Origin of the sequence: Pseudomonas sp. NY15437 (assembly GCF_048068435.1) — a bacterium.
Classification (GTDB): domain Bacteria; phylum Pseudomonadota; class Gammaproteobacteria; order Pseudomonadales; family Pseudomonadaceae; genus Pseudomonas; species Pseudomonas nitroreducens_B.
Genome location: NZ_JBLUQC010000009.1, coordinates 72,587 through 91,769, shown reverse-complemented (window position 1 = coordinate 91,769; position 19,183 = coordinate 72,587). Strand labels below are relative to the sequence as shown.

The 19,183-nt window shown below is 67.4% G+C and carries 17 protein-coding genes; 6 read left to right on the top strand and 11 right to left on the bottom strand.

All coding sequences use genetic code 11. The features are described from left to right. Positions 1–9 precede the first annotated feature (9 nt). The gene (locus ACNFIA_RS20325; protein ID WP_416788147.1) at positions 10–1,215 is read right to left on the bottom strand and encodes an acetyl-CoA C-acetyltransferase; all 1,206 of its coding nucleotides are present in this window, start codon (positions 1,213–1,215) and stop codon (positions 10–12) included. Positions 1,216–1,888: 673 nt separating this feature from the next. On the opposite strand from ACNFIA_RS20325, the gene ACNFIA_RS20320 reads away from it, so the two are divergent. Continuing rightward, entirely contained in the window at positions 1,889–2,692 is an 804-nt protein-coding gene (locus tag ACNFIA_RS20320; RefSeq protein ID WP_416788145.1) for a c-type cytochrome, read from the top strand. Between the two features lie 521 nt (positions 2,693–3,213). Here the strand turns inward: ACNFIA_RS20320 and ACNFIA_RS20315 are convergent. From ACNFIA_RS20315 to ACNFIA_RS20300, 4 genes are all read right to left on the bottom strand, one after another. Beyond that, the gene (locus ACNFIA_RS20315; RefSeq protein ID WP_416788143.1) at positions 3,214–3,948 is read right to left on the bottom strand and encodes a peptidase; all 735 of its coding nucleotides are present in this window, start codon (positions 3,946–3,948) and stop codon (positions 3,214–3,216) included. A 67-nt stretch (positions 3,949–4,015) separates the two neighbouring features. Next, positions 4,016–4,825 (bottom strand): transglutaminase family protein, encoded by an 810-nt coding sequence (locus ACNFIA_RS20310; protein ID WP_259754121.1) that lies wholly within the window; start codon positions 4,823–4,825, stop codon positions 4,016–4,018. Continuing rightward, positions 4,822–5,772 (bottom strand): alpha-E domain-containing protein, encoded by a 951-nt coding sequence (locus tag ACNFIA_RS20305; protein WP_259754120.1) that lies wholly within the window; start codon positions 5,770–5,772, stop codon positions 4,822–4,824. The genes ACNFIA_RS20310 and ACNFIA_RS20305 overlap by 4 nt, the downstream gene beginning before the upstream one ends. 2 nt (positions 5,773–5,774) lie before the next feature. Beyond that, positions 5,775–7,187 carry a circularly permuted type 2 ATP-grasp protein gene (locus tag ACNFIA_RS20300; protein WP_259754119.1) on the bottom strand — a complete coding sequence of 471 codons (1,413 nt, stop codon included), beginning with the start codon at positions 7,185–7,187 and terminating at the stop codon, positions 5,775–5,777. A 341-nt stretch (positions 7,188–7,528) separates the two neighbouring features. Between ACNFIA_RS20300 and ydcS the strand changes: the two genes are divergently transcribed. The 5 genes from ydcS to ACNFIA_RS20275 all read left to right on the top strand — a co-directional run bounded on the left by ydcS (position 7,529) and on the right by ACNFIA_RS20275 (position 13,248). Next, entirely contained in the window at positions 7,529–8,701 is a 1,173-nt protein-coding gene (gene ydcS, locus ACNFIA_RS20295) for a putative ABC transporter substrate-binding protein YdcS (RefSeq protein WP_259754118.1), read from the top strand. Between the two features lie 174 nt (positions 8,702–8,875). After that, on the top strand, positions 8,876–9,895 hold the full coding sequence (locus ACNFIA_RS20290) for an ABC transporter ATP-binding protein (protein WP_416788140.1): 1,020 nt from the start codon (positions 8,876–8,878) through the stop codon (positions 9,893–9,895). Positions 9,896–9,942: 47 nt separating this feature from the next. Continuing rightward, positions 9,943–10,794: an ABC transporter permease gene (locus ACNFIA_RS20285; RefSeq protein WP_416788377.1), complete on the top strand. Its 852-nt coding sequence runs from the start codon at positions 9,943–9,945 to the stop codon at positions 10,792–10,794. Continuing rightward, on the top strand, positions 10,784–11,605 hold the full coding sequence (locus tag ACNFIA_RS20280; RefSeq protein WP_259754116.1) for an ABC transporter permease: 822 nt from the start codon (positions 10,784–10,786) through the stop codon (positions 11,603–11,605). Before ACNFIA_RS20285 ends, ACNFIA_RS20280 begins: the two co-directional genes overlap by 11 nt. Positions 11,606–11,823: 218 nt before the next feature. Beyond that, positions 11,824–13,248 carry a gamma-aminobutyraldehyde dehydrogenase gene (locus ACNFIA_RS20275; RefSeq protein WP_416788138.1) on the top strand — a complete coding sequence of 475 codons (1,425 nt, stop codon included), beginning with the start codon at positions 11,824–11,826 and terminating at the stop codon, positions 13,246–13,248. Positions 13,249–13,612: 364 nt separating this feature from the next. Here ACNFIA_RS20275 and ACNFIA_RS20270 read toward each other — a convergent pair whose 3' ends face one another. From ACNFIA_RS20270 to ACNFIA_RS20245, 6 genes are all read right to left on the bottom strand, one after another. After that, positions 13,613–14,317: a type 1 glutamine amidotransferase gene (locus ACNFIA_RS20270; RefSeq protein WP_416788136.1), complete on the bottom strand. Its 705-nt coding sequence runs from the start codon at positions 14,315–14,317 to the stop codon at positions 13,613–13,615. A 227-nt stretch (positions 14,318–14,544) separates the two neighbouring features. Then, the gene (locus ACNFIA_RS20265) at positions 14,545–14,883 is read right to left on the bottom strand and encodes a ribonuclease E inhibitor RraB (RefSeq protein ID WP_259754112.1); all 339 of its coding nucleotides are present in this window, start codon (positions 14,881–14,883) and stop codon (positions 14,545–14,547) included. Positions 14,884–15,160: 277 nt separating this feature from the next. After that, the gene (locus tag ACNFIA_RS20260; RefSeq protein WP_416788134.1) at positions 15,161–15,844 is read right to left on the bottom strand and encodes a VIT1/CCC1 transporter family protein; all 684 of its coding nucleotides are present in this window, start codon (positions 15,842–15,844) and stop codon (positions 15,161–15,163) included. 33 nt (positions 15,845–15,877) lie between these two features. Then, positions 15,878–16,639, bottom strand: a complete 762-nt coding sequence (locus ACNFIA_RS20255) for an SDR family oxidoreductase (RefSeq protein ID WP_259754109.1) — start codon at positions 16,637–16,639, stop codon at positions 15,878–15,880. Beyond that, positions 16,636–17,598 carry an alpha/beta hydrolase gene (locus ACNFIA_RS20250; protein ID WP_416788131.1) on the bottom strand — a complete coding sequence of 321 codons (963 nt, stop codon included), beginning with the start codon at positions 17,596–17,598 and terminating at the stop codon, positions 16,636–16,638. The genes ACNFIA_RS20255 and ACNFIA_RS20250 overlap by 4 nt, the downstream gene beginning before the upstream one ends. Further along, positions 17,582–19,057 carry a flavin-containing monooxygenase gene (locus ACNFIA_RS20245; RefSeq protein ID WP_416788129.1) on the bottom strand — a complete coding sequence of 492 codons (1,476 nt, stop codon included), beginning with the start codon at positions 19,055–19,057 and terminating at the stop codon, positions 17,582–17,584. Before ACNFIA_RS20245 ends, ACNFIA_RS20250 begins: the two co-directional genes overlap by 17 nt. Between the last annotated feature and the right edge of the window lie 126 nt (positions 19,058–19,183).

The window sequence follows — 19,183 nt, the reverse complement described above, 5'->3', positions numbered from 1 at the left end:
TACGAAAAGTCAGATTCGTTCGATGATGGTGGCGATGCCCATGCCGCCGCCCACGCAGAGGGTGGCCAGGCCGTAGCGCAAATTGCGCCGCTCCAGCTCGTCCAGCAGGGTGCCGAGGATCATGCAGCCGGTGGCGCCCAGCGGGTGGCCCATGGCGATGGAGCCGCCGTTGACGTTGACCTTGCTCTCCGGCACGCCCATGTCCTTCATGAACTTCATCACCACCGAGGCGAAGGCTTCGTTGACCTCGAAGAGGTCGATGTCCTCGGCCTTCAGCCCCGCCTTGGCCAGGGCCTTGCGGGTCGCCGGCGCGGGGCCGGTGAGCATGATGGTCGGGTCGGTGCTGGTGACCGCGGTGGCGACAATGCGCCCGCGGGCCTTCAGCCCCAGCTCGCGGCCCTTGGCTTCGGAACCGATGAGCATGGCCGCGGCGCCGTCGACGATCCCGGAGCTGTTGCCCGGCGTGTGCACGTGCTCGATGCGCTCCACCTGGCTGTATTTGCGCAGCGCCGTGGCGTCGAAGCCCATCTGCCCCATCATCTCGAAGCTGGGCTTGAGCGCGCCGAGGCCCTCGAGGGTGGTATCGGCGCGGATGAACTCGTCATGGTCGAGCAGGACGATGCCGTTCTGGTCGGTCACCGGTACCAGCGACCTGGCGAACAGCCCTTCGGCGCGGGCCTTGGCGGCTTTCTGCTGGGAACGCAGGGCGAAGGCATCGACGTCGGCGCGGCTGAAGCCTTCGAGGGTGGCGATCAGGTCGGCACCGATGCCCTGGGGCACGAAACTGGTATGCAGGTTGGTTTCCGGGTCCAGCGCCCAGGCACCGCCGTCGGAGCCCATGGGCACGCGGGACATGGATTCCACGCCGCCGACCACCACCAGGTCCTCGAAGCCAGAACGCACCTTCATGGCGCCCAGGTTGACCGCCTCCAGGCCCGAAGCGCAGAAGCGGTTGATCTGCACGCCGGCCACCTGCTCGTCCCAGTCGGCCACCAGCGCGGCGGTCTTGGCGATGTCCGAGCCCTGGTCGCCCACCGGGGTCACGCAGCCCAGGACGATGTCGTCGACCTGGGCGGTATCGAGCTGGTTGCGCTGCTGCAACGCACGCAGGACACCGGCCATCAGGTTGACCGGCTTGACGCTGTGCAGCGCGCCGTCCTTCTTGCCCTTGCCGCGGGGAGTACGCACCGCGTCGTAAATGAATGCTTCGGTCATGGCGTTCTCTCTTAGAGTTGTCGTCACGCAGGCGTGGCGTGTCGGCCTACCTTAACGGCGTATCGGCCGGGAGCAATGACCGCAGCGCTCAGCGCAATTGACCGCCACGCTCAGCCACCGACCGGCGGCGAACCGCCCGAAGGCTCTGGAAAGGGCCTGTCGGCGCGGCCGGACGAACGGTCGAAATGCTGAACAGAGCTGTCACGGCCCGGTCATATAGAGGGAATATGCCTGGAGCTGCGGGACTTGCTGCCAGATGGTCTAAGCCCGCGCGGCACTAGGCTTAGACTCAATCAGGCAGAGACTGCGAAGAGTGCCGTTGCCGGGTTTTGCCGGCTCGGCTCGAATCACCAGAAGCCAAGGCATGCGCGACACTATCAACAGGCCGTGAGTGAGCCATTGCCAAGAACAAGAAAGGCGGAAGGACATCATGGACAAACAATCGAGAAAATGGCGTCAGGCTAGCCTGATCGTCTTCGCAACCACCGTCGTGCTGATCATCCCCAATCTGAGTCGTCTGGTCGGCTAGGGCCAACCCTCGGTCATCCCGCCGCTGCGTACCGCGTGCCGCCATCCGCGAGCCACGGTCAACGCAGCGCGGGAGCCACCTACCTCCTGCAACGCCCCCGGCTCTGCTAATGTTCCGCGGCCCTCTCCCGCCACGGATGCGACCATGCGCCCACTGCTGCTGACGCTGCTTCTGCTCTGCCCCACCACCTTCGCCGCCACGCTCACCCTGGAGCTGCCCGACGGCAAGCACGACTTCACCACCGAGCAACTGCTGGCCAACCCCAAGGCGCAGGACATCGAGATTCCCGCCGACGTCTCCTACAACCGCAGCATGCACTACCGCGCGGTGCCGCTGGCGGCGCTGCTGCAGGGCGTGAAGCCGGCCGATCACCTGCAGGCCGTGGCGCTGGACGGCTTCGCTGCCGAACTGCCGGCCGCGCCATTGCTGGCCGGGAAAGGCTCGCGCGCCTGGCTGGCCATCGAGGAGCCGAACAAGCCCTGGCCGCCGCTGGCCGAGGGCAAGCCGTCCGCCGGGCCGTTCTACCTGGTGTGGACCGACCCCAAGGCCGCCGGCATCGGCCCGGAGCAATGGCCTTTCCAGGTCGCCAGCATCCGCTACCTGAAGCCACTGGCCGAACGCTTCCCGGCCCTGCTGCCGGCGAAGAATGCGCCCAACGCCGTGCAGCAGGGCTTCGCCCAGTTCCAGAAGAACTGCCTGGCCTGCCACCGCCTCAACGGCGCCGGCGACTCGCAGTTCGGCCCGGACCTGAACCTGCCGCACAACCCCACCGATTACTTCGCGCCGGGGTACCTCAAGCAGTACATCCGCGACCCGCAGAGCCTGCGGCACTGGCCGGAGGCGCGGATGAAGGGCTTCGCCGTCGACGTGGTCAGCGACGCGGAGCTGGACCAGATCGTCGCCTACCTGAAACACATGGCGGGGCGGAAGGTGAAGGCCGGAAGCTGATCTCCCGCCGGAGTGAACCTGTAGGAGCGGGCCATGCCCGCGATTGCGCGCCGGGCGCGCTCCTGCAGGGTGTGGCGACCTTTCGGTCGATGGGAACCGGCAAGACCGGCATGGCGATGGTTCACGAGCAAGCTCGCTCCTACGAAAAGCACGCCCCGAGCACCGAATTCAACCTGTAGGAGCGGGCCATGCCCGCGACCGCGCGCAGGGCGCGCTCCTACAGGGTGCGGCGACCTTTCGCGGTCCGTGGGAACCGGCAAGACCGGCATGGCGACGGTCGCGAGCAAGCTCGCTCCTACGAAAAGCACGCCCCGAGCACCGAACTCAACCTGTAGGAGCGGAGCTTCTCCGCGAAATCCCGGCGCAGCCGGGACATAAGGCGCAGCCGGGACATAAGGCGCAGGCTTGAGCGCCGAGCTGGCGCTCGGCATCGCGGATAAGATCCGCTCCTACGACGAGCACACGCCCTGCCGAACCCGCCCAAGCGCTCCAGCGAGTGCACTGCGCTCCGGAACCTGCCGTCAGTGCCAGTAATCCCCCGGCGGCGCCGGCAGTTCACCCAGCAGTTGGCGCAGCCCGGCGCCCCACTGGTTGCGGATGCCTTCGAAGTACGGGTCGCCCTCCTGGATGCGGTAGCCCGCCGGCACTTCCAGGCTGCCCTCGCGGTACACCAGCAGGTCCAGCGGCATGCCCACCGAGAGGTTGCTGCGGATGGTCGAGTCGAAGCTGATCAGCGCGCAGCGCAGGGCCTGCTCCAGCGGGGTGGAGTAGCTCATGGCGCGGTCGATGATCGGCTTGCCGTACTTGCTCTCGCCGATCTGGAAGTAAGGCGTGTCGCGGGTCGATTCGATGAAGTTGCCCTGCGGGTAGACATTGAACAGGCGCGGCACTTCCGTGCCGACCTGCCCCCCGACGAGGAACGAGCTGCCCAGGTCGACGCCCTGGTTCTGGCCGATGTTCTCGTCGTGGTCGACCACCTCGCGCAGCGTCGAGCCTACCAGCCGGGCGGCTTCGAAGAGGTTTTCCACCGTGCCCAGGTTGGGCCCGTCGCTGCCCATGCGCTGGCGCAGCGTGCTGATCACCGACTGCGAGGTGGCCAGGTTGCCGGCGCTCTGCACCACGATCAGGCGTTCCCCCGGCGTGCCGAAGACATGCAGCTTGCGGAACACGGCGATGTTGTCGACGCCGGCATTGGTGCGCGAATCGGAAACGAAGACCAGGCCCTGGGCGAGGTTCATGGCGACGCAATAGGTCATGGCGATCTCATGCTGGCAGGAACTGGCACCGATCTTAAGCCGGTGCCAGGGCTTGTGCCACGCCTCCTCACTGCTGCGCCTGCTGCATCTGCTGCAGGTGCCCCGGCGCCACGGTGACGCGGGCGTGCATCTGCTCGCCACCGCCGCCCCGGCGCATGCCGCGCACCGGGCAGGCGTCGAGGTAGTCCAGGCCCACCGCCAGCTTCAGGTGGCGCTCGGGGCGGTCCAGCACGTTGGTAACGTCGAAGCTGTACCAGGCGTCGTCCAGCCAGGCCTCGGCCCAGGCGTGGCTGGCCAGGTGTTCCTCGACGTCGGTGTACAGGTAGCCCGAAACATAGCGCGCCGGCACGCCCAGGTAGCGCAGGCAGGCGAGGAAGGCGTGGGCGTGGTCCTGGCAGACGCCCTGCCCGGCCGCGAAAGCTTCGGCGGCGGTGCTGTCCACCTGGGTCGAGCCGGGCACATAGGCGATGCGCTCGTTCAGAGCCTGCATCAGCTTGATCATCGCCTTGCGGTCGCGGCGCTCGGCGCACTGGGCCCGGGCGAACTCCTGCAGGGCGCCGTCGGCCTGGGTCAGGCGGGTGCCGCGCAGGAACGGCAGCGGCGACAGGTGATCGTGCTCGCGCTCGTTCTCCTCGTCGATTTCCACGTGACCGTGGGCGGCGATGACGATGGCCTCGTGGGGCTCGTCCAGGGTCAGCACGTGGAGGATGTTGCCGTAGGCGTCGCGCTGCGGGTGCGCCGGGCGCGGCAGGTGCAGTTGCCAGTCGAGCACGTGCTGGCGCTCGCTTTCCTGCGGGGTCAGGCGCAGGTACTGGATGCTCGCGCGCACCTGGTCTTCGTAGCGGTAGGTGGTGTCGTGGCGGATGGAGAGTTTCATGCGGCCTCCAGGTACGAGCTGTGAATGGCGTTGGCGAGCTGGCGCACCAGCCCGATGTGGTCGGTGATCCAGGGGTGCAGGCCGCTGCCCAGCACTTCGTCGATGCCGGTGTAGCGCACCCGCGCTTCCAGTTCGGCGGCCAGGCGCTGGGCCGGGCGACCGTTGATGCCGGGCAGGCTGGCGAGGATCTGGCGCAGCTCCTCGGCGCAGGCCAGCAGCGAACGCGGTACGTCCTCGCGCAGCAGCAGGAGTTCGGCGATGTTCCGCGCATTGAGGGCGTCGCGGTACAGCTCGGTGTACCCCTCGAACGCCGACAGCGCGCGCAGCAGCGCGGTCCACTGGTAGTAGCCGCGTGCCGAGCCTTCGGCGGGGCCGGCGCTGTGCTCGCCCAGCACCTGATGCCGCGCGTCGAGCAGGCGCAGGGTGTTGTCGGCGCGCTCGATGTAGGTGCCCAGGCGGATGAAGTGGAAGGCGTCGTTGCGCATGCTGGTGCCGAAGGTAGCGCCGCGGAACAGGTGCGAGCGGTCCTTGACCCATTCGCAGAAGTGGCTGATGCCGTAGCGCAGCAGGCCCTGGTGGGCGATGTCACGCATCTCCAGCCAGGTGGCGTTGATGTTCTCCCACATGTCGGTGGTGATCCGCCCGCGCACCGCATGGGCGCCGGCGCGGGCGGCGCCGAAGCAGGAGTAGATGCTCGCCGGGTTCTGCGCATCCAGGGCGAAGAAGTTCAGCAGGCGCTCGGCGTGCAGCTCGCCGTGGCGGGCGAGGTAGGCGTCGAGGTTGCCGGTGATCAACAGCGGCATGGCCAGTTCTTCCAGGCCGTCGCCACGGCCGTCCTGGGGCATCAGCGACAGCGAGTAGGACACGTCGAGCATGCGCGCGAGGTTCTCGGCGCGCTCCAGGTAACGCGACATCCAGTACAGGTCGGAAGCGGTTCTACTGAGCATGCTTAGTCCTCTACTACCCAGGTGTCCTTGGTACCGCCACCCTGTGACGAGTTGACGACCAGCGAGCCTTCGCGCAGCGCCACGCGGGTCAGCCCGCCGGGCACCAGGCGCACGTTGTCCGGCGCGGAGAGCACGAAGGGGCGCAGGTCGATGTGGCGCGGGGCGATGCCGTTCTCGACGAAGGTCGGGCAGGTCGACAGGCTCAGGGTCGGCTGTGCGATATAGGCCTCCGGGCGCGCCATCAGGCGGGCGCGGAAGGCTTCGATCTCGGCGCTGCTGGCGGCCGGGCCGACCAGCATGCCGTAGCCGCCGGAGCCCTGGGCTTCCTTCACCACCAGCTCGGGCAGGTGCGCCAGCACGTGGGACAGGTCCTGCGGCCGGCGGCATTGCCAGGTCGGCACGTTGTGCAGGATCGGTTCCTGGTCGAGGTAGAAGCGGATCATCTCCGGCACGTAGGGGTACACCGACTTGTCGTCGGCCACGCCGGTGCCGATGGCGTTCGCCAGTACCACGTTGCCGGCGCGGTACGCGGCCAGCAGGCCGGGCACGCCGAGCATGGAGTCGGGGTTGAAGGCCAGCGGGTCGAGGAAGTCGTCGTCCACCCGGCGGTAGATCACGTCCACGGGCATCGGGCCGGCGGTGGTGCGCATGTAGACGCGCTCGTCGCGGACGAACAGGTCGGCGCCTTCCACCAGCTCCACGCCCATCTCCCGCGCCAGGAAGGCGTGCTCGAAGTAGGCACTGTTGAAGCGTCCGGGCGTCAGCACCACCACGCAGGGCTGCTCCACCTGGCTGGCCTGGCGCAGGGTGTCGAGCAGCAGGTTCGGGTAGTGGTCGATGGGCGCGATGCGCTGGGCGCCGAACAGCTCGGGGAACAGGCGCATCATCATCTTGCGGTTCTCCAGCATGTAGGAGACGCCGCTGGGGGTGCGCAGGTTGTCCTCGAGGACGTAGTAGGCGCCGTTGCCGTCGCGCACCAGGTCGATGCCGGCGATGTGCGCGTAGACGTTGCCGGGCACGTCCAGGCCCTGCATGGCCAGCTGGTACTGGTCGTTGGCCAGGACCTGCTCGGGCGGGATCAGGCCTTCCTTGAGGATGCGCTGGTCGTGGTAGAGGTCGGCGAGGAACAGGTTGAGAGCCTGCACCCGCTGGATGCAGCCGGCCTCGATGATCTTCCATTCGCTGGCGGGAATGCTGCGCGGGATGGTGTCGAAGGGGATCAGGCGCTCGGTGCCCTGGTCGTCGCCATAGAGGGTGAAGGTGATCCCGGCGCGGTAAAACAGCAGGTCGGCCTCGCGGCGACGCTGCTGCAACTGTTCGCCAGGCATGTCCGCCAGCCAGCGGGCGAACTCCGTGTAGTGCGGTCGGCAGGCGCCAGCGGCGTCATGCATTTCGTCATAGAACACCCGAGCCATCTTCCACTCCTTGTTGCCGCTCTTCCCGGCATGCTCTTCATAGGCAGGAGGGCTGTCGCAAGGCCCGTGCCAGAGGTCGATTTCCTGTCCATTCAATGACTTGCAAAGGCTGTTGGCGCCGGCCGCACTGCCATGGTGCGAAACCGCGGCACACCTCGCGCGGCGCGCCCCGTTTGGGGCCACAGGCCGCGCCAGTGCTGGCTTGTCAGCCTCCGGGGGCAGAACTACGCTGCAAGAGCGTGGCCATTTGCTATGGACCCGCAGCGGTCAACGGAGGTGCCATTTATCTGCGCGCTGGTTCCGCAGTGGCTCCCACAACGAAGAACAACAGGAGTCCGTCCATGTCATCCGTGCATTTGTCTTCAGTGAACGTCGCGGCGCTGACGTTCGCCGCCATCAGCCTGCTCGGCAGCGGCTCGGTGCAGGCCGCCGAGGCACTCAAGCAACTCGGCAACCCCGAAGGGGCGCTGGATATCATTGCCTGGCCGGGCTACATCGAACGTGGCGAGAGCGACAAGAACTACGACTGGGTCACCCAGTTCGAGAAGGACAGCGGCTGCAAGGTGAACGTCAAGACCGCGGCCACCTCCGACGAGATGGTCAGCCTGATGGCCAAGGGCGGCTACGACCTGGTCACCGCCTCCGGCGACGCCTCCCTGCGGCTGGTCTATGGCAAGCGCGTGCAACCGATCAATCTCGCCCTGGTGCCCAACTGGAAGAACGTCGACAAGCGCCTGCAGGACGCGCCCTGGCACACCGTGGACGGCAAGCACTACGGCACGCCCTACCAGTGGGGGCCGAACGTGCTGATGTACAACACCAAGGTCTTCCCCCAGGCGCCGAACAGCTGGAGCGTGGTGTTCAGCGAGCAGAAGCTGCCCGACGGCAAGAGCAACAAGGGCCGCGTGCAGGCCTACGACGGGCCGATCTACATCGCCGACGCGGCGCTGTACCTGAAGACCGCCAATCCCAAGCTGGGCATCCAGGACCCGTACGAACTCAACGAGGAGCAGTACGCCGCCGCCCTCAAGCTGCTGCGCGAGCAGCAGAAGCTGATCCACCGCTACTGGCACGACGCGACGGTGCAGATGAGCGACTTCAAGAACGAAGGCGTGGCTGCCTCCGGCTCCTGGCCCTACCAGGTGAACGCGCTGGTGGGCGAGAAGCAGCCGATCGCCTCGACCATCCCCGGCGAAGGCGTCACCGGTTGGGCCGACACCACCATGATGCATGTGGACGCCAAGCACCCGGTGTGCGCCTACAAATGGCTGAACTGGTCGCTGGAGCCCAAGGTGCAGGGCGACGTCGCCGCCTGGTTCGGCTCGGTGCCGGCCGTGCCCGACGGCTGCACCGGCAGCCAACTGCTGGGCGAGAAAGGTTGCGCCGCCAACGGCTACGACCAGTTCGACCGCATCGCCTTCTGGAAGACCCCGCAGGCCAAGTGCGACCAGGGGCAGTGCGTGCCGTACAGCCGGTGGACGCAGGATTACATCGCGATCATGGGCGGGAGGTGACCAAGCCCCGCTTCACTGCTGACCTGTAGGAGCGAGCTTGCTCGCGAACCCGCCTCCGCTGCGGGGCCATTCGCGAGCAAGCTCGCTCCTACCAAGAGCATGTCCTTCCCGAGCGCCCTTCCCCCCATGCGCTACCTTTTCTGATGCAGCCCCGCCCTTCAGGTAGCCAGCAGCATGACCACAGCCGTCCAGTTCACTGACGTCAGCCGTCACTACGGCGAGGTGCGCGCCGTCGATGCGGTGTCCATCGAGATCCGCGACGGCGAATTCTTCTCCATGCTCGGCCCTTCCGGCTCGGGCAAGACCACCTGCCTGCGGCTGATCGCCGGTTTCGAGCAGCCCACGTCCGGCTCCATCCGTATCCACGGCGCAGAAGCGGCGGGCCTGCCGCCTTACGAGCGCGACGTGAACACGGTGTTCCAGGATTACGCGCTGTTCCCCCACATGAACGTGCTGGACAACGTCGCCTACGGCCTGAAGGTGAAAGGCGTGGCCAAGGCCGAGCGCTACCACCGCGCCGAAGAGGCCCTGGGCATGGTCGCCCTGGCCGGCTACGGCACGCGCAAGCCGGCGCAGCTCTCCGGCGGCCAGCGCCAGCGCGTGGCCCTCGCCCGCGCGCTGGTCAATCGCCCGCGCGTGCTGCTGCTGGACGAACCCCTCGGCGCGCTGGACCTGAAACTGCGCGAGCAGATGCAGGTGGAGCTGAAGAAACTGCAACGCCAGCTCGGCATCACCTTCATCTTCGTCACCCATGACCAGAGCGAAGCGCTGTCCATGTCCGACCGCGTGGCGGTGTTCAACAAGGGCCGCATCGAACAGGTCGACACCCCGGGCAACCTCTACCGCCGTCCGGCCACGCGCTTCGTCGCCGAATTCGTCGGCACCGCCAACGTGCTGCGCGGCGACCTCGCGCAACGCCTGCTGGGCGAGTCGCGCCCGCACTCGCTGCGCCCCGAGCACGTACGCTTCGGCCGCGCCGGAGAGGGCGAACTGGAAGTCAGCGGCACGCTGTTCGACGTGCAGTACATGGGCGCCAGCAGCCGCTACGAGATCGAACTGGACCACGGCGCGCGCCTGGTCGCCGCCCTGCCCAACGGCGAGCGCGAGGAGCAACGGCCGAAACCGGGCGATGCGGTGACTGCCTGCTGGGCCCGCAGCGCGCTGGTGCCGCTGCGCGAGGAGTCGGCGCCGTGAGGGCGATCTCCAGCTTCCTCTACCGGCGCAGCACGCTCTACCTGCTGATGCTGCTGATCCCGCCGCTGCTGTGGTTCGGGGTGATCTACATCGGCTCGCTGTTCGCCCTGCTCTGGCAGAGCTTCTACACCTTCGACGACTTCACCATGGCGGTGACGCCGGACCTGACCCTGGCCAACTACCGGGCGCTGTTCAACCCGGCCAACTACGACATCGTCCTGCGCACCTTCAGCATGGCAATTGCCGTGTCGGTGGCCAGCGCCATCCTCGCCTTCCCCATCGCCTACTACATGGCGCGCTACGCCGGGCCGAAGGAGAAAGCCTTCTTCTACATCGCGGTGATGCTGCCGATGTGGGCCAGCTACATCGTCAAGGCCTACGCCTGGACGGTGATCCTGGCCAAGGGCGGCATCCTCTACTGGGTGATCGAGCGCCTGCACCTGCTGGGCCTGCTGGACCTGTTGCTGGGCGTGCCGGGCGTGGGCGGCAACACCCTGTCCACCTCGCACCTCGGGCGTTTCTGGGTGTTTACCTACATCTGGCTGCCGTTCATGATCCTGCCAATCCAGGCCGCCCTGGAACGCCTGCCGCCGTCGCTGCTGCAAGCCTCGGCGGACCTCGGCGCGCACCCGCGGCAGACCTTCTTCCAGGTCATCCTGCCGCTGGCCTTCCCCGGCGTGGTGGCCGGCTCGATCTTCACCTTCAGCCTGACCCTGGGCGACTTCATCATCCCCCAGTTGGTCGGCCCCAGCGGTCTGTTCATCGGCACCATGGTCTACGTGCAGCAGGGCGCGGTGGGCAACATGCCGCTGGCGGCGGCCTTCACCCTGGTGCCCATCGTGCTGATCGCCGCCTACCTGTCCATCGCCAAGCGGCTGGGGGCCTTCGATGCGCTCTGACGCCCATTCCACCGATCGGCCCTCCTGGTTCCTGCGCCTGGCGGCCTGGGGCGGGCTGGTGTTCCTGCACTTCCCGATCCTGGTGATCCTGCTCTACGCCTTCAACACCGAGGAGTCGGCCTACAGTTTCCCGTTGCAGGGCTTCACCCTGAAGTGGTTCAGCATCGCCTTCGCCCGCGGCGACGTGCTCGATTCCATCTGGCTGTCGGTGAAGATCGCCTGCGTCGCCACGCTGATCGCCATGGTCCTCGGCACCCTGGCCGCCGGCGCGCTGTACCGCCGCGACTTCTTCGGCAAGGAGAGCATCTCGCTGATGCTGATCCTGCCCATCGCCCTGCCCGGGATTATCACCGGCATCGCCCTGCTCTCGGCATTCAAGACCCTCGGCATCGAGCCGGGCTTCCTGACCATCGTCATCGGCCACGCCACCTTCTGCGTGGTGATCGTCTACAACAACGTGATCGCCCGCTTCCGCCGCACGTCCTTCAGCCTGATCGAGGCGAGCATGGACCTGGGCGCCGACGGCTGGCAGACCTTCCGCTACATCATCCTGCCGAACATCGCCACGGCGTTGCTGGCCGGCGGCATGCTGGCCTTCGCCCTGTCGTTCGACGAAATCATCGTCACCACCTTCACCGCCGGCCACGAACGCACCCTGCCGCTGTGGCTGCTCAACCAGCTGACCCGCCCGCGCGACGTGCCGGTGACCAACGTCGTCGCCATGCTGGTGATGCTCGCCACCATGCTGCCGATCCTCGGTGCGTACTACCTGACGCGCGGGACCAGCGATGTGGCGGGGAGTGGCAAGTGACTCCGTGCCAAACGCCCCCTCCCTAGCCCTGGCTGCGCGCCCCGCCCCGAAGGGAGAGGGAACCGGATCGGCGCCGGCTGAAACCGTGGTGTCAGCCGGCACGAACAGCCCCCTCTCCCTCTGGGAGACGACTGCATGGATGCAGGAGTTAGAGCGACGCAGGATGCCAAAGCCGAGGGTTGGGGTGAGGGAAACCCGCTCACGAAGAGGAGCCCGATATGCAAACCAAACTCCTGATCAACGGCCAGTTCGTCGCCGGCGAAGGCGCCGCGCTGGACATCCTCAACCCCGCCACCGGCACGGTGATCGGCCAGGTTGCCGAGGCCAGCGAAGCCCAGGTGGACACCGCCGTGCGCGCGACCGATGCGGCCTTCGACGGCTGGTCGCAGACCGCCCCCAAAGACCGCGCCCTGCTCCTGCTGCGCCTGGCCGACCGCATCGAGGAACACGCCGAGGAGTTGGCCAGGCTTGAGTCGGACAACTGCGGCAAACCCTACGCCGCCGCGCTGAATGACGAAATCCCGGCCATCGCCGACGTGTTCCGCTTCTTCGCCGGCGCCTGCCGCGTGCTGCCCGGCTCCGCCGCCGGCGAGTACCTGCCCGGTTTCACCTCGATGATCCGCCGCGACCCGGTGGGCGTGGTCGCCTCCATCGCGCCCTGGAACTACCCGCTGATGATGGCCGCGTGGAAGCTCGGCCCGGCGCTGGCCGCCGGCAACTGCGTGGTGCTCAAGCCTTCCGAGCAGACACCGCTCACCGCCCTGCGAGTCGCCGAGTTCATCGCCGAGCTGTTCCCCGCCGGCGTCGTCAACCTGGTGTTCGGCCGCGGCCCGAGCGTGGGCGCGCCGCTGGTCAGCCATGACCTGGTGCGCATGGTCTCGCTGACCGGCTCGGTGGGCACCGGCAAGGCCATCATCAAGAGCGCCGCCGACAGCGTGAAGCGCCTGCACATGGAACTGGGCGGCAAGGCCCCGGTGATCGTCTTCGACGACGCCGACCTGGACGACGTGATCGCCGGCATCCGCACCTTCGGTTTCTACAACGCCGGCCAGGACTGCACCGCGGCCTGCCGCATCTATGCGGGCAAGAAGGTCTACGACAACTTCGTCGCCGACCTCGCCAGCGCCGTATCGAGCCTCAAGACAGGTTTGCAGAACGACCCGAACACCGAACTCGGCCCGCTGATCACCGCCGCCCAGCGCGACCGCGTCTCCGGCTTCGTCGAGCGCGCCAAGGCCAGCCCGCACATCCAGATCGCCACGGGTGGCAAGGTGGTCAGCGGCAGCGGCTTCTTCTACGAGCCCACCGTGGTGGCCAACGCCCAGCAGGACGACGAAATCGTCCGCCGCGAAGTGTTTGGCCCGGTAGTATCGGTGACCCCGTTCAGCGACGCGGACGAAGCGGTGCGCTGGGCGAACGACTCGGACTACGGCCTCGCCTCGTCGGTGTGGACGAAGGATGTCGGCCGCGCCTCACGGGTGGCGGCGCGCCTGCAGTACGGCTGCACCTGGGTGAACACCCACTTCATGCTGTGCAGCGAGATGCCCCACGGCGGCTTCAAGCAATCCGGCTACGGCAAGGACCTGTCCATGTATGGCCTGGAGGACTACACCGTGGCGCGGCACATCATGTTCAAGCATTGAGCCGCCGCATCGGCATGTAACCGCGAACGGTTGTATGCCGTACGGTCGAGCCAGCTTGCGCAGCAAAAACTGCCCTCTTCTGAGAACCCGTGCCTGGGCTTTCCCTCTCCCCCGCCCTCTCCCTGAAGGGAGAGGGAGTAGATTGTGCCGGCTGAAGCCACAGTTTCATCCTGCACCGGACGGTACCCTCTCCCTTCAGGGAGAGGGTTAGGGAGAGGGCAGGCCCGCGCGAAGAAATATCTCGTAGGAGCGGACTCCGTCCGCGATGTCCCAACCGCCGCGCCGAGATCGCGGATGAATCCGCCCTTACAGAAGCGAATCACGTCGAGCCGAACACGCGATTGCATGCCGTGATAGGCGCGGCTCAGACCAGCCCCGCCAACTTCAGCCAGTGCTGGTAGAACCCCTCCGCCACCCGGTTCATCGCAGCCACCTTCTGCGGCAGGTCGGCCAGCATCGCCTGGGCGCTTTCCTGGCTCGGCTGGCTGGGATCCTGGTATTCCGGGAAGCCATTGACCCAGCCGCTCACCAGCTCCTCGGTCATCTCCGGATGGCCCTGCAGGCCGAGGATGCGCTCGCCGAAGCTGAAGGCCTGGTTCTCGCACCAGGGGCTGGACAGCAGGCGGGTGGCGCCTGGGGGAATATCGAAGGTATCGCCGTGCCACTGGTAGATCGGGAACTCCTCGGGCAGGTGCGCCAGCCAGGGGCTCTGCCCTTCCTGGCGGCGCATCGGCTGCCAGCCCATTTCGGTATACGGCAGGCGATGGATGTCCGCGCCCAGCGCCTTGGCCAGCAACTGTCCGCCCAGGCAGTGACCGATCATCGGCACGTCGCGCGCGATGAAGCGGCGGATCGCAGCGATCTCATCGCGCAGCCATGGCAGGTCGTCGTTCACGCTCATCGGCCCGCCCATGATGGCGACGGCTTTCGGCCGTTCCAGGTCGTAGCCTTCCAGCTCGCCGAGGTCGGCGCGGCGCACGTCGAATGGCAGTTGCAGTCGGTCGAGCAGCGCGCCCAAGTGGCCGGGCGGGCAGAAATCGACGTGGGTCAGGATCAGGATATCGGTCATGGTCACCTCCGCGCGGCAGTCTGCCGCATCGGGGGCGCTGAAGAAACCTGGCGTGTCCGCAAGCGCGTGGTTGCACGGCTGCCGCCCAGGGCACGCTGCCCAGCGAAGAAAGGCAACGAAGAAAGGCGCGCCGTCACCGCTGGCGACGGCACGCTTTTTCGTGGCTTGCGGGTAAAGACGCGGGTAGAAGATGGGCCGTCCTGCGACAGCTCAACGCTGCGTTGCGCTCAACGCAGGGAGGTGACCTCCTGGGTCACTCCCCAGCCATCGAGAATACCGCCCAGTGGCACCACGACTTCCTCAAGGTCGTGCTCGAAATCGCCGATGGCGGCGTGGGTGGCGAACATCACCTTGCTGATCTGCAGGTTCCAGCCGCCATCATCGCGGGCTTCGACCTGGGTTCTCAGCGACTCTCCGCGAAACTGCCGGGCAGCTTTTCGGGCGTTCTGTTCATCGGAAAAGATGGCGAAAAAATCGATGGGATGAATGCGAGCGAAATCGAAGCCACCTTCCTTCATCCGGCGCAACACGTTGACGCTGATATCCTCCGAGAGGGGCTTTTCCATGGTACGCACCTCCTGTCGAGACGTTCAGAGTGTATTCCCCGCCAACGAACACGCCCTGGGCGGGCATGTTCCGGGCACTTCAGTGTGCCGCCGGGAAACGTCAAATGACGCAACGTCCCCCGAAATGGTGGCCAACTCCGCCGAACGCGCCGAGCGGCGCAACGGAAATTTCCCGGCCACTTCCTCAGAGTAGCGCCTGGCGGCAGCCCGCGCCGCTCCTTACATGCTTCCAACCGTTTGGCGGCGACAGGCGGCAGTCGGGGGAAAGCCTGCGCCACTAGCCGCCCAGCGCGATGCACAGGCCGGTCATGGCGACGCCCAGCGCCGTAAAACCCAGCGCGCCCGGCCAGGGCGAGTCGCCGGACCAGCGGCTGAGCAGCCAGCCCAGGCCGAACAGCATGGCGACGCCGATGCCCTGGGCCAGACGCAGCGCCAGCAGCTCGTCCGGCACCAGCCACAGCGGCAGGATCAGCGGCAGGGTGATGCCGGTCACCAACAACACGATCAGCAGCGCTGCCAGCCAGACCTCGGCTCCGCCATGGCGCAGCGGCCCGGTGCCCAGTTCGGAGCGCATCAGGCGCTGGCGCAGCCGCCAGACCTCGTCCGGCTGCAGCGCGGCCACCAGTCGTGGAGGCAGGAACTCGCCGAGTCCGTCACGGAAATCGCGGTCATCGGATTTGCCGCGCAAAGCGCGCAGGCGACCGTGCTGGTGCACCCGCTCGACCCTCAGACGCACCAGCAGCATCAGCGCATCCACCAGGCCCCAGGCGAGGTTGCAGCCCAGCGCAGCGACGATCAGGTCCTGCCGGCTCGCCCCGCCGCTGGCGGCGGAAATCACCGAGATGATGGTCAGGGTCATGATCACCCCGTAGGTCATCTCGCTGATGCGGTCGAACGGTGAGGTGATGTCCTGCAGCACACGCTGCCAGGCCGATGGCTGAGGTTCCAGGATCTGCTGCATGGGACGGCCTCCTTCGCCGCCCCTGCAGTTTACTCAGGCGCGGCTGAGCCAGGCCATCACCCAGCGGTTGAGCGCCGGCGGCGACAGCTGGCCGGACCAGTACATGGCGCGGAACATGGCGCCGATGGGCCGGTGCACCCCGCTGCTCTGGGCCTGGCGCCAGGCGGCGCGGGCGATGTCCTCCGCCACCAGGGTCACGCCCAGGCGGCGCAACACGGGCGGCTCGAAGGTCTGGCTGGCGACCATCGGCGTGCGCACGAAGGGCGGCATCAGGTCGGCGACGCGAATGCCCAGCTCGCGCCACTCCAGCTCCAGCGCTTCGGTCAATCCGCGGATGGCGAACTTCGACGCCGAGTAGCTGGCCATCTGCGGCACGCCGTACAGCCCCGAGGCGGAGCCCATGTTCAGCACTTGCGCGCCCGGGGTGCGCTTGAGGAACGGCAGCGCGGCATAGCAGCAGTTGAGCACGCCCTGCACGTTGATGGCGATGATGCGGTTGTGCTCGGCGAGGCTGATGTCCTCGAAACGGCCGAAGCGCAGGATGCCCGCGCAGTTGAACAACAAGCGCAGCTGTCCGGCGTTGGCCTCGGCGAACTCGCGCACCGCCGCCGTTACCGCGTCGGCGTCGGTGACATCCAGCGCCCGCTGCCAGGCGCCGTCCAGCTCGGCTGCCAGCGCCGCCAGCGGCTCGGGGTTGAGGTCGAGCAGGCCGACACGCCAGCCACGCTGGTGGAACAGCTTCGCGGTGGCGGCGCCGATGCCCGAGGCCGCCCCGCTGATCAGGATGGTGTTCATCGCGGCGCTCCTTGCGCAGTGGCAGGTTGCACATGGCTGGCAACAAAGCGGGCGACGTCCTGCAGGGCGCGGTCGGCCACGTCCAGCAGGCCGGCGTGGGCCTGGAACACATGCCAGCAACCGGGGAAGCGCTGCAGATGCACGGTGTTGCCATGGCGCCGCGCGGCGTCGGCGAAGCGCAGGCTGTCGTTGCGCAACACCTCGTCCTCGCCGACCTGGATCAGCAACGGCGGCAGCCCGCTGAGGTCGGCATACAGCGGTGACAGCTGCGCATCCGCGCGCGGTAGGCCCGGCGGGCAGAACATCGCCATGGCGCTGTCCATCCAGGCGCGGGTGATCAAGGGGTCGCCCGCCGCCGGCGCGTGCAGGTGTTCGTTGGAAAGATCGGTCACCGGCGAGAAGGTCACCAGCGCCCCCGGCGCCGGCAGGCCCTGGGCCCTGGCCTGGAGCGCGAGTTGCAGGGTCAGGTGGCCGCCGGCGGAATCCCCCGCCACCGCAATGGCGCGGGCCGGGACGCCTTTATCCAGCAATGCCCGGTAGGCCGCCACGGCGTCCTCGCGCTGGGCGGGGAAACGATGCTCCGGCGCCAGGCGGTAGTCGATCACCCAGACCTCGGCCTGGCACAGCCGCGCCAGGTTGGCGGTGATCGCCCGGTGGGTGGCCGGCGAACCGATCAGGTAGGCGCCGCCGTGCAGGTAGAGGATCACCCGGCCCTCGCTCGCGCCCTGCGGCCGCCAGACCTCGGCGGGCACGCCGCCCAGGCTCGTCTGTTCGCGATGCACGCCTCGCGGCGTCAGCGTGGCGGCCGTCAGCCCACGCAGCAGCGCACGCTGCGCCTTCACCGGCAACGGCGGGCCCATCAGCCCGCGGAACAGCAGGTTCAGCGTGCCGCGCAGGGTGGCCGTCAGCAGCTTCTGGCGAGTCGACAGCGGCAGTTGCGGTTCAACGGATGCAGTCATAGTCGGCGAACTCCGGCTGGCGGGTCTGTTGGCGATAACGGAAGGTGAAACCCGGCCAGTTCACGGTGTTGCGTCCACTGGCGGTCTTGTACCAGCTGCTGCAGCCGCGCTCCCAGATGGTGTGTTGCAGGTCGTGCTGCAACTGGCGGTTGAAGCCCTGCTGCACCTGCGGCTTGAGGTCCAGGTATTTCAGGCCGTCGCGCTGGATGCGTTGCAGGCAGCCGAGCACGTAGGGAAACTGGCTTTCCAGCATGTAGATGATGGAGTTGTGCCCCAGGTTGGTGTTGGGCCCGTAGAGGATGAAGAAGTTGGGGAAGCCGCTGACGCTGATGCCCTTGTACGCCTCCGCGCCATCGCTCCACGCCTGGTTCAACTCGCGGCCGGCAAGGCCGGTGACGCGCATCGGGGCGAGGAATTCGGTGGCGGCGAAACCGGTGCCGTAGATGATGGTGTCCACCGGGTGGCACACGCCGTCGCGGGTGACGATGGCGTCCTCGGTAACCTCGCGGATGCCGCTGTCCACCAGCTTCACGTTGCGGCGCGCCAGCGCCGGGTAGTAGTCGTTACTGATCAGGATGCGCTTGCAGCCCATGGGGTAGTCCGGCTCCAGCCGGGCGCGCAGCTGTGGGTCGGCGATGCTCTTGCGCATGTGCCGGTGGAAGCTGATCCGCATGACGTTCATCAGCGGCGGAAACACCGTGAAGGCCAGCGCGCGGGCCTCGTGCTGGATGTACTTCAGGCCCCGGTCCAGGCGCTGCAGCCAGGGCAACCGCGCCTTGAGACGGCGTTCCCAGTCGGCGTAGGGGCGGTCCGGCTTGGGGATGACAAAGGCGGCGCTGCGCTGGAACAGCAGCAACTCGGCCACCTTCGGGGCGATCTGCGGAACGAACTGGATGGCGCTGGCGCCCGTGCCGACCACCGCGACGCGCTTGCCCTCCAGCGGCGCATCATGGTCCCACTGCGCGGAGTGGAAGGCCTTGCCCCGGAAGCGATCGATGCCCGGCAAGGTCGGAATCAGCGGGCGGCTCAACTGGCCGAGGGCGCACACCAGCGACTGGGCGCGAAACTCCTCGCCGTCGGCACAGGTCACGCGCCATTCGCCGGCCGCCTCGTCGAAGCTCGCCTCGCGCACCTCGCAGCGGAAGCGAATGCGCTCGCGCAGGCGGTACTTGTCCGCGCAGTGCCGCGCATAGTCGAGGATTTCCGCCTGGGGCGCGAACTTGCGCGACCAGTCGGCCTTGGGTTCGAAGGAAAAGGAATACAGGTGCGAAGGCACGTCGCAGGCGGCGCCCGGATAGACGTTCTCGCGCCAGCAGCCACCGACGTCGGCGGCCTTCTCGAGGATCAGGAAGTCCTGGATGCCGGCCTTCTGCAAGCGGATTGCCAGGCCCAGGCCGGCGAAGCCGGCACCGATGATCAGCACGCGCGGGGCGGCCGGTCGACGGGAAGGTGTTGTCATTGTTGTGCTCCCGGTTCTGAAGTCCGCACGGCGGCGGATGACGACATCCTAGTGCGACTTCCCACCCAGGGTTATGGCATAGTCGGACATAAAATTGTGACTTTCGGTCACCCCTGATTTTCGGTC

Excerpts from the sequence above, each read along its gene's own strand:
- ACNFIA_RS20280 (WP_259754116.1), top strand. The coding sequence starts at position 10,784 with ATGCGCTCTGACGCCCATTCCACCGATCGGCCCTCCTGGTTCCTGCGC.
- ACNFIA_RS20275 (WP_416788138.1), top strand. The coding sequence starts at position 11,824 with ATGCAAACCAAACTCCTGATCAACGGCCAGTTCGTCGCCGGCGAAGGC.
- ACNFIA_RS20320 (WP_416788145.1), top strand. The coding sequence starts at position 1,889 with ATGCGCCCACTGCTGCTGACGCTGCTTCTGCTCTGCCCCACCACCTTC.
- ACNFIA_RS20265 (WP_259754112.1), bottom strand. The coding sequence starts at position 14,883 with ATGGAAAAGCCCCTCTCGGAGGATATCAGCGTCAACGTGTTGCGCCGG.
- ACNFIA_RS20310 (WP_259754121.1), bottom strand. The coding sequence starts at position 4,825 with ATGAAACTCTCCATCCGCCACGACACCACCTACCGCTACGAAGACCAG.
- ACNFIA_RS20245 (WP_416788129.1), bottom strand. The coding sequence starts at position 19,057 with ATGACAACACCTTCCCGTCGACCGGCCGCCCCGCGCGTGCTGATCATC.
- ACNFIA_RS20325 (WP_416788147.1), bottom strand. The coding sequence starts at position 1,215 with ATGACCGAAGCATTCATTTACGACGCGGTGCGTACTCCCCGCGGCAAG.
- ACNFIA_RS20270 (WP_416788136.1), bottom strand. The coding sequence starts at position 14,317 with ATGACCGATATCCTGATCCTGACCCACGTCGATTTCTGCCCGCCCGGC.
- ACNFIA_RS20250 (WP_416788131.1), bottom strand. The coding sequence starts at position 17,598 with ATGACTGCATCCGTTGAACCGCAACTGCCGCTGTCGACTCGCCAGAAG.
- ACNFIA_RS20285 (WP_416788377.1), top strand. The coding sequence starts at position 9,943 with ATGCTGCTGATCCCGCCGCTGCTGTGGTTCGGGGTGATCTACATCGGC.
- ydcS (WP_259754118.1), top strand. The coding sequence starts at position 7,529 with ATGTCATCCGTGCATTTGTCTTCAGTGAACGTCGCGGCGCTGACGTTC.
- ACNFIA_RS20290 (WP_416788140.1), top strand. The coding sequence starts at position 8,876 with ATGACCACAGCCGTCCAGTTCACTGACGTCAGCCGTCACTACGGCGAG.
- ACNFIA_RS20315 (WP_416788143.1), bottom strand. The coding sequence starts at position 3,948 with ATGACCTATTGCGTCGCCATGAACCTCGCCCAGGGCCTGGTCTTCGTT.
- ACNFIA_RS20300 (WP_259754119.1), bottom strand. The coding sequence starts at position 7,187 with ATGGCTCGGGTGTTCTATGACGAAATGCATGACGCCGCTGGCGCCTGC.
- ACNFIA_RS20255 (WP_259754109.1), bottom strand. The coding sequence starts at position 16,639 with ATGAACACCATCCTGATCAGCGGGGCGGCCTCGGGCATCGGCGCCGCC.
- ACNFIA_RS20260 (WP_416788134.1), bottom strand. The coding sequence starts at position 15,844 with ATGCAGCAGATCCTGGAACCTCAGCCATCGGCCTGGCAGCGTGTGCTG.
- ACNFIA_RS20305 (WP_259754120.1), bottom strand. The coding sequence starts at position 5,772 with ATGCTCAGTAGAACCGCTTCCGACCTGTACTGGATGTCGCGTTACCTG.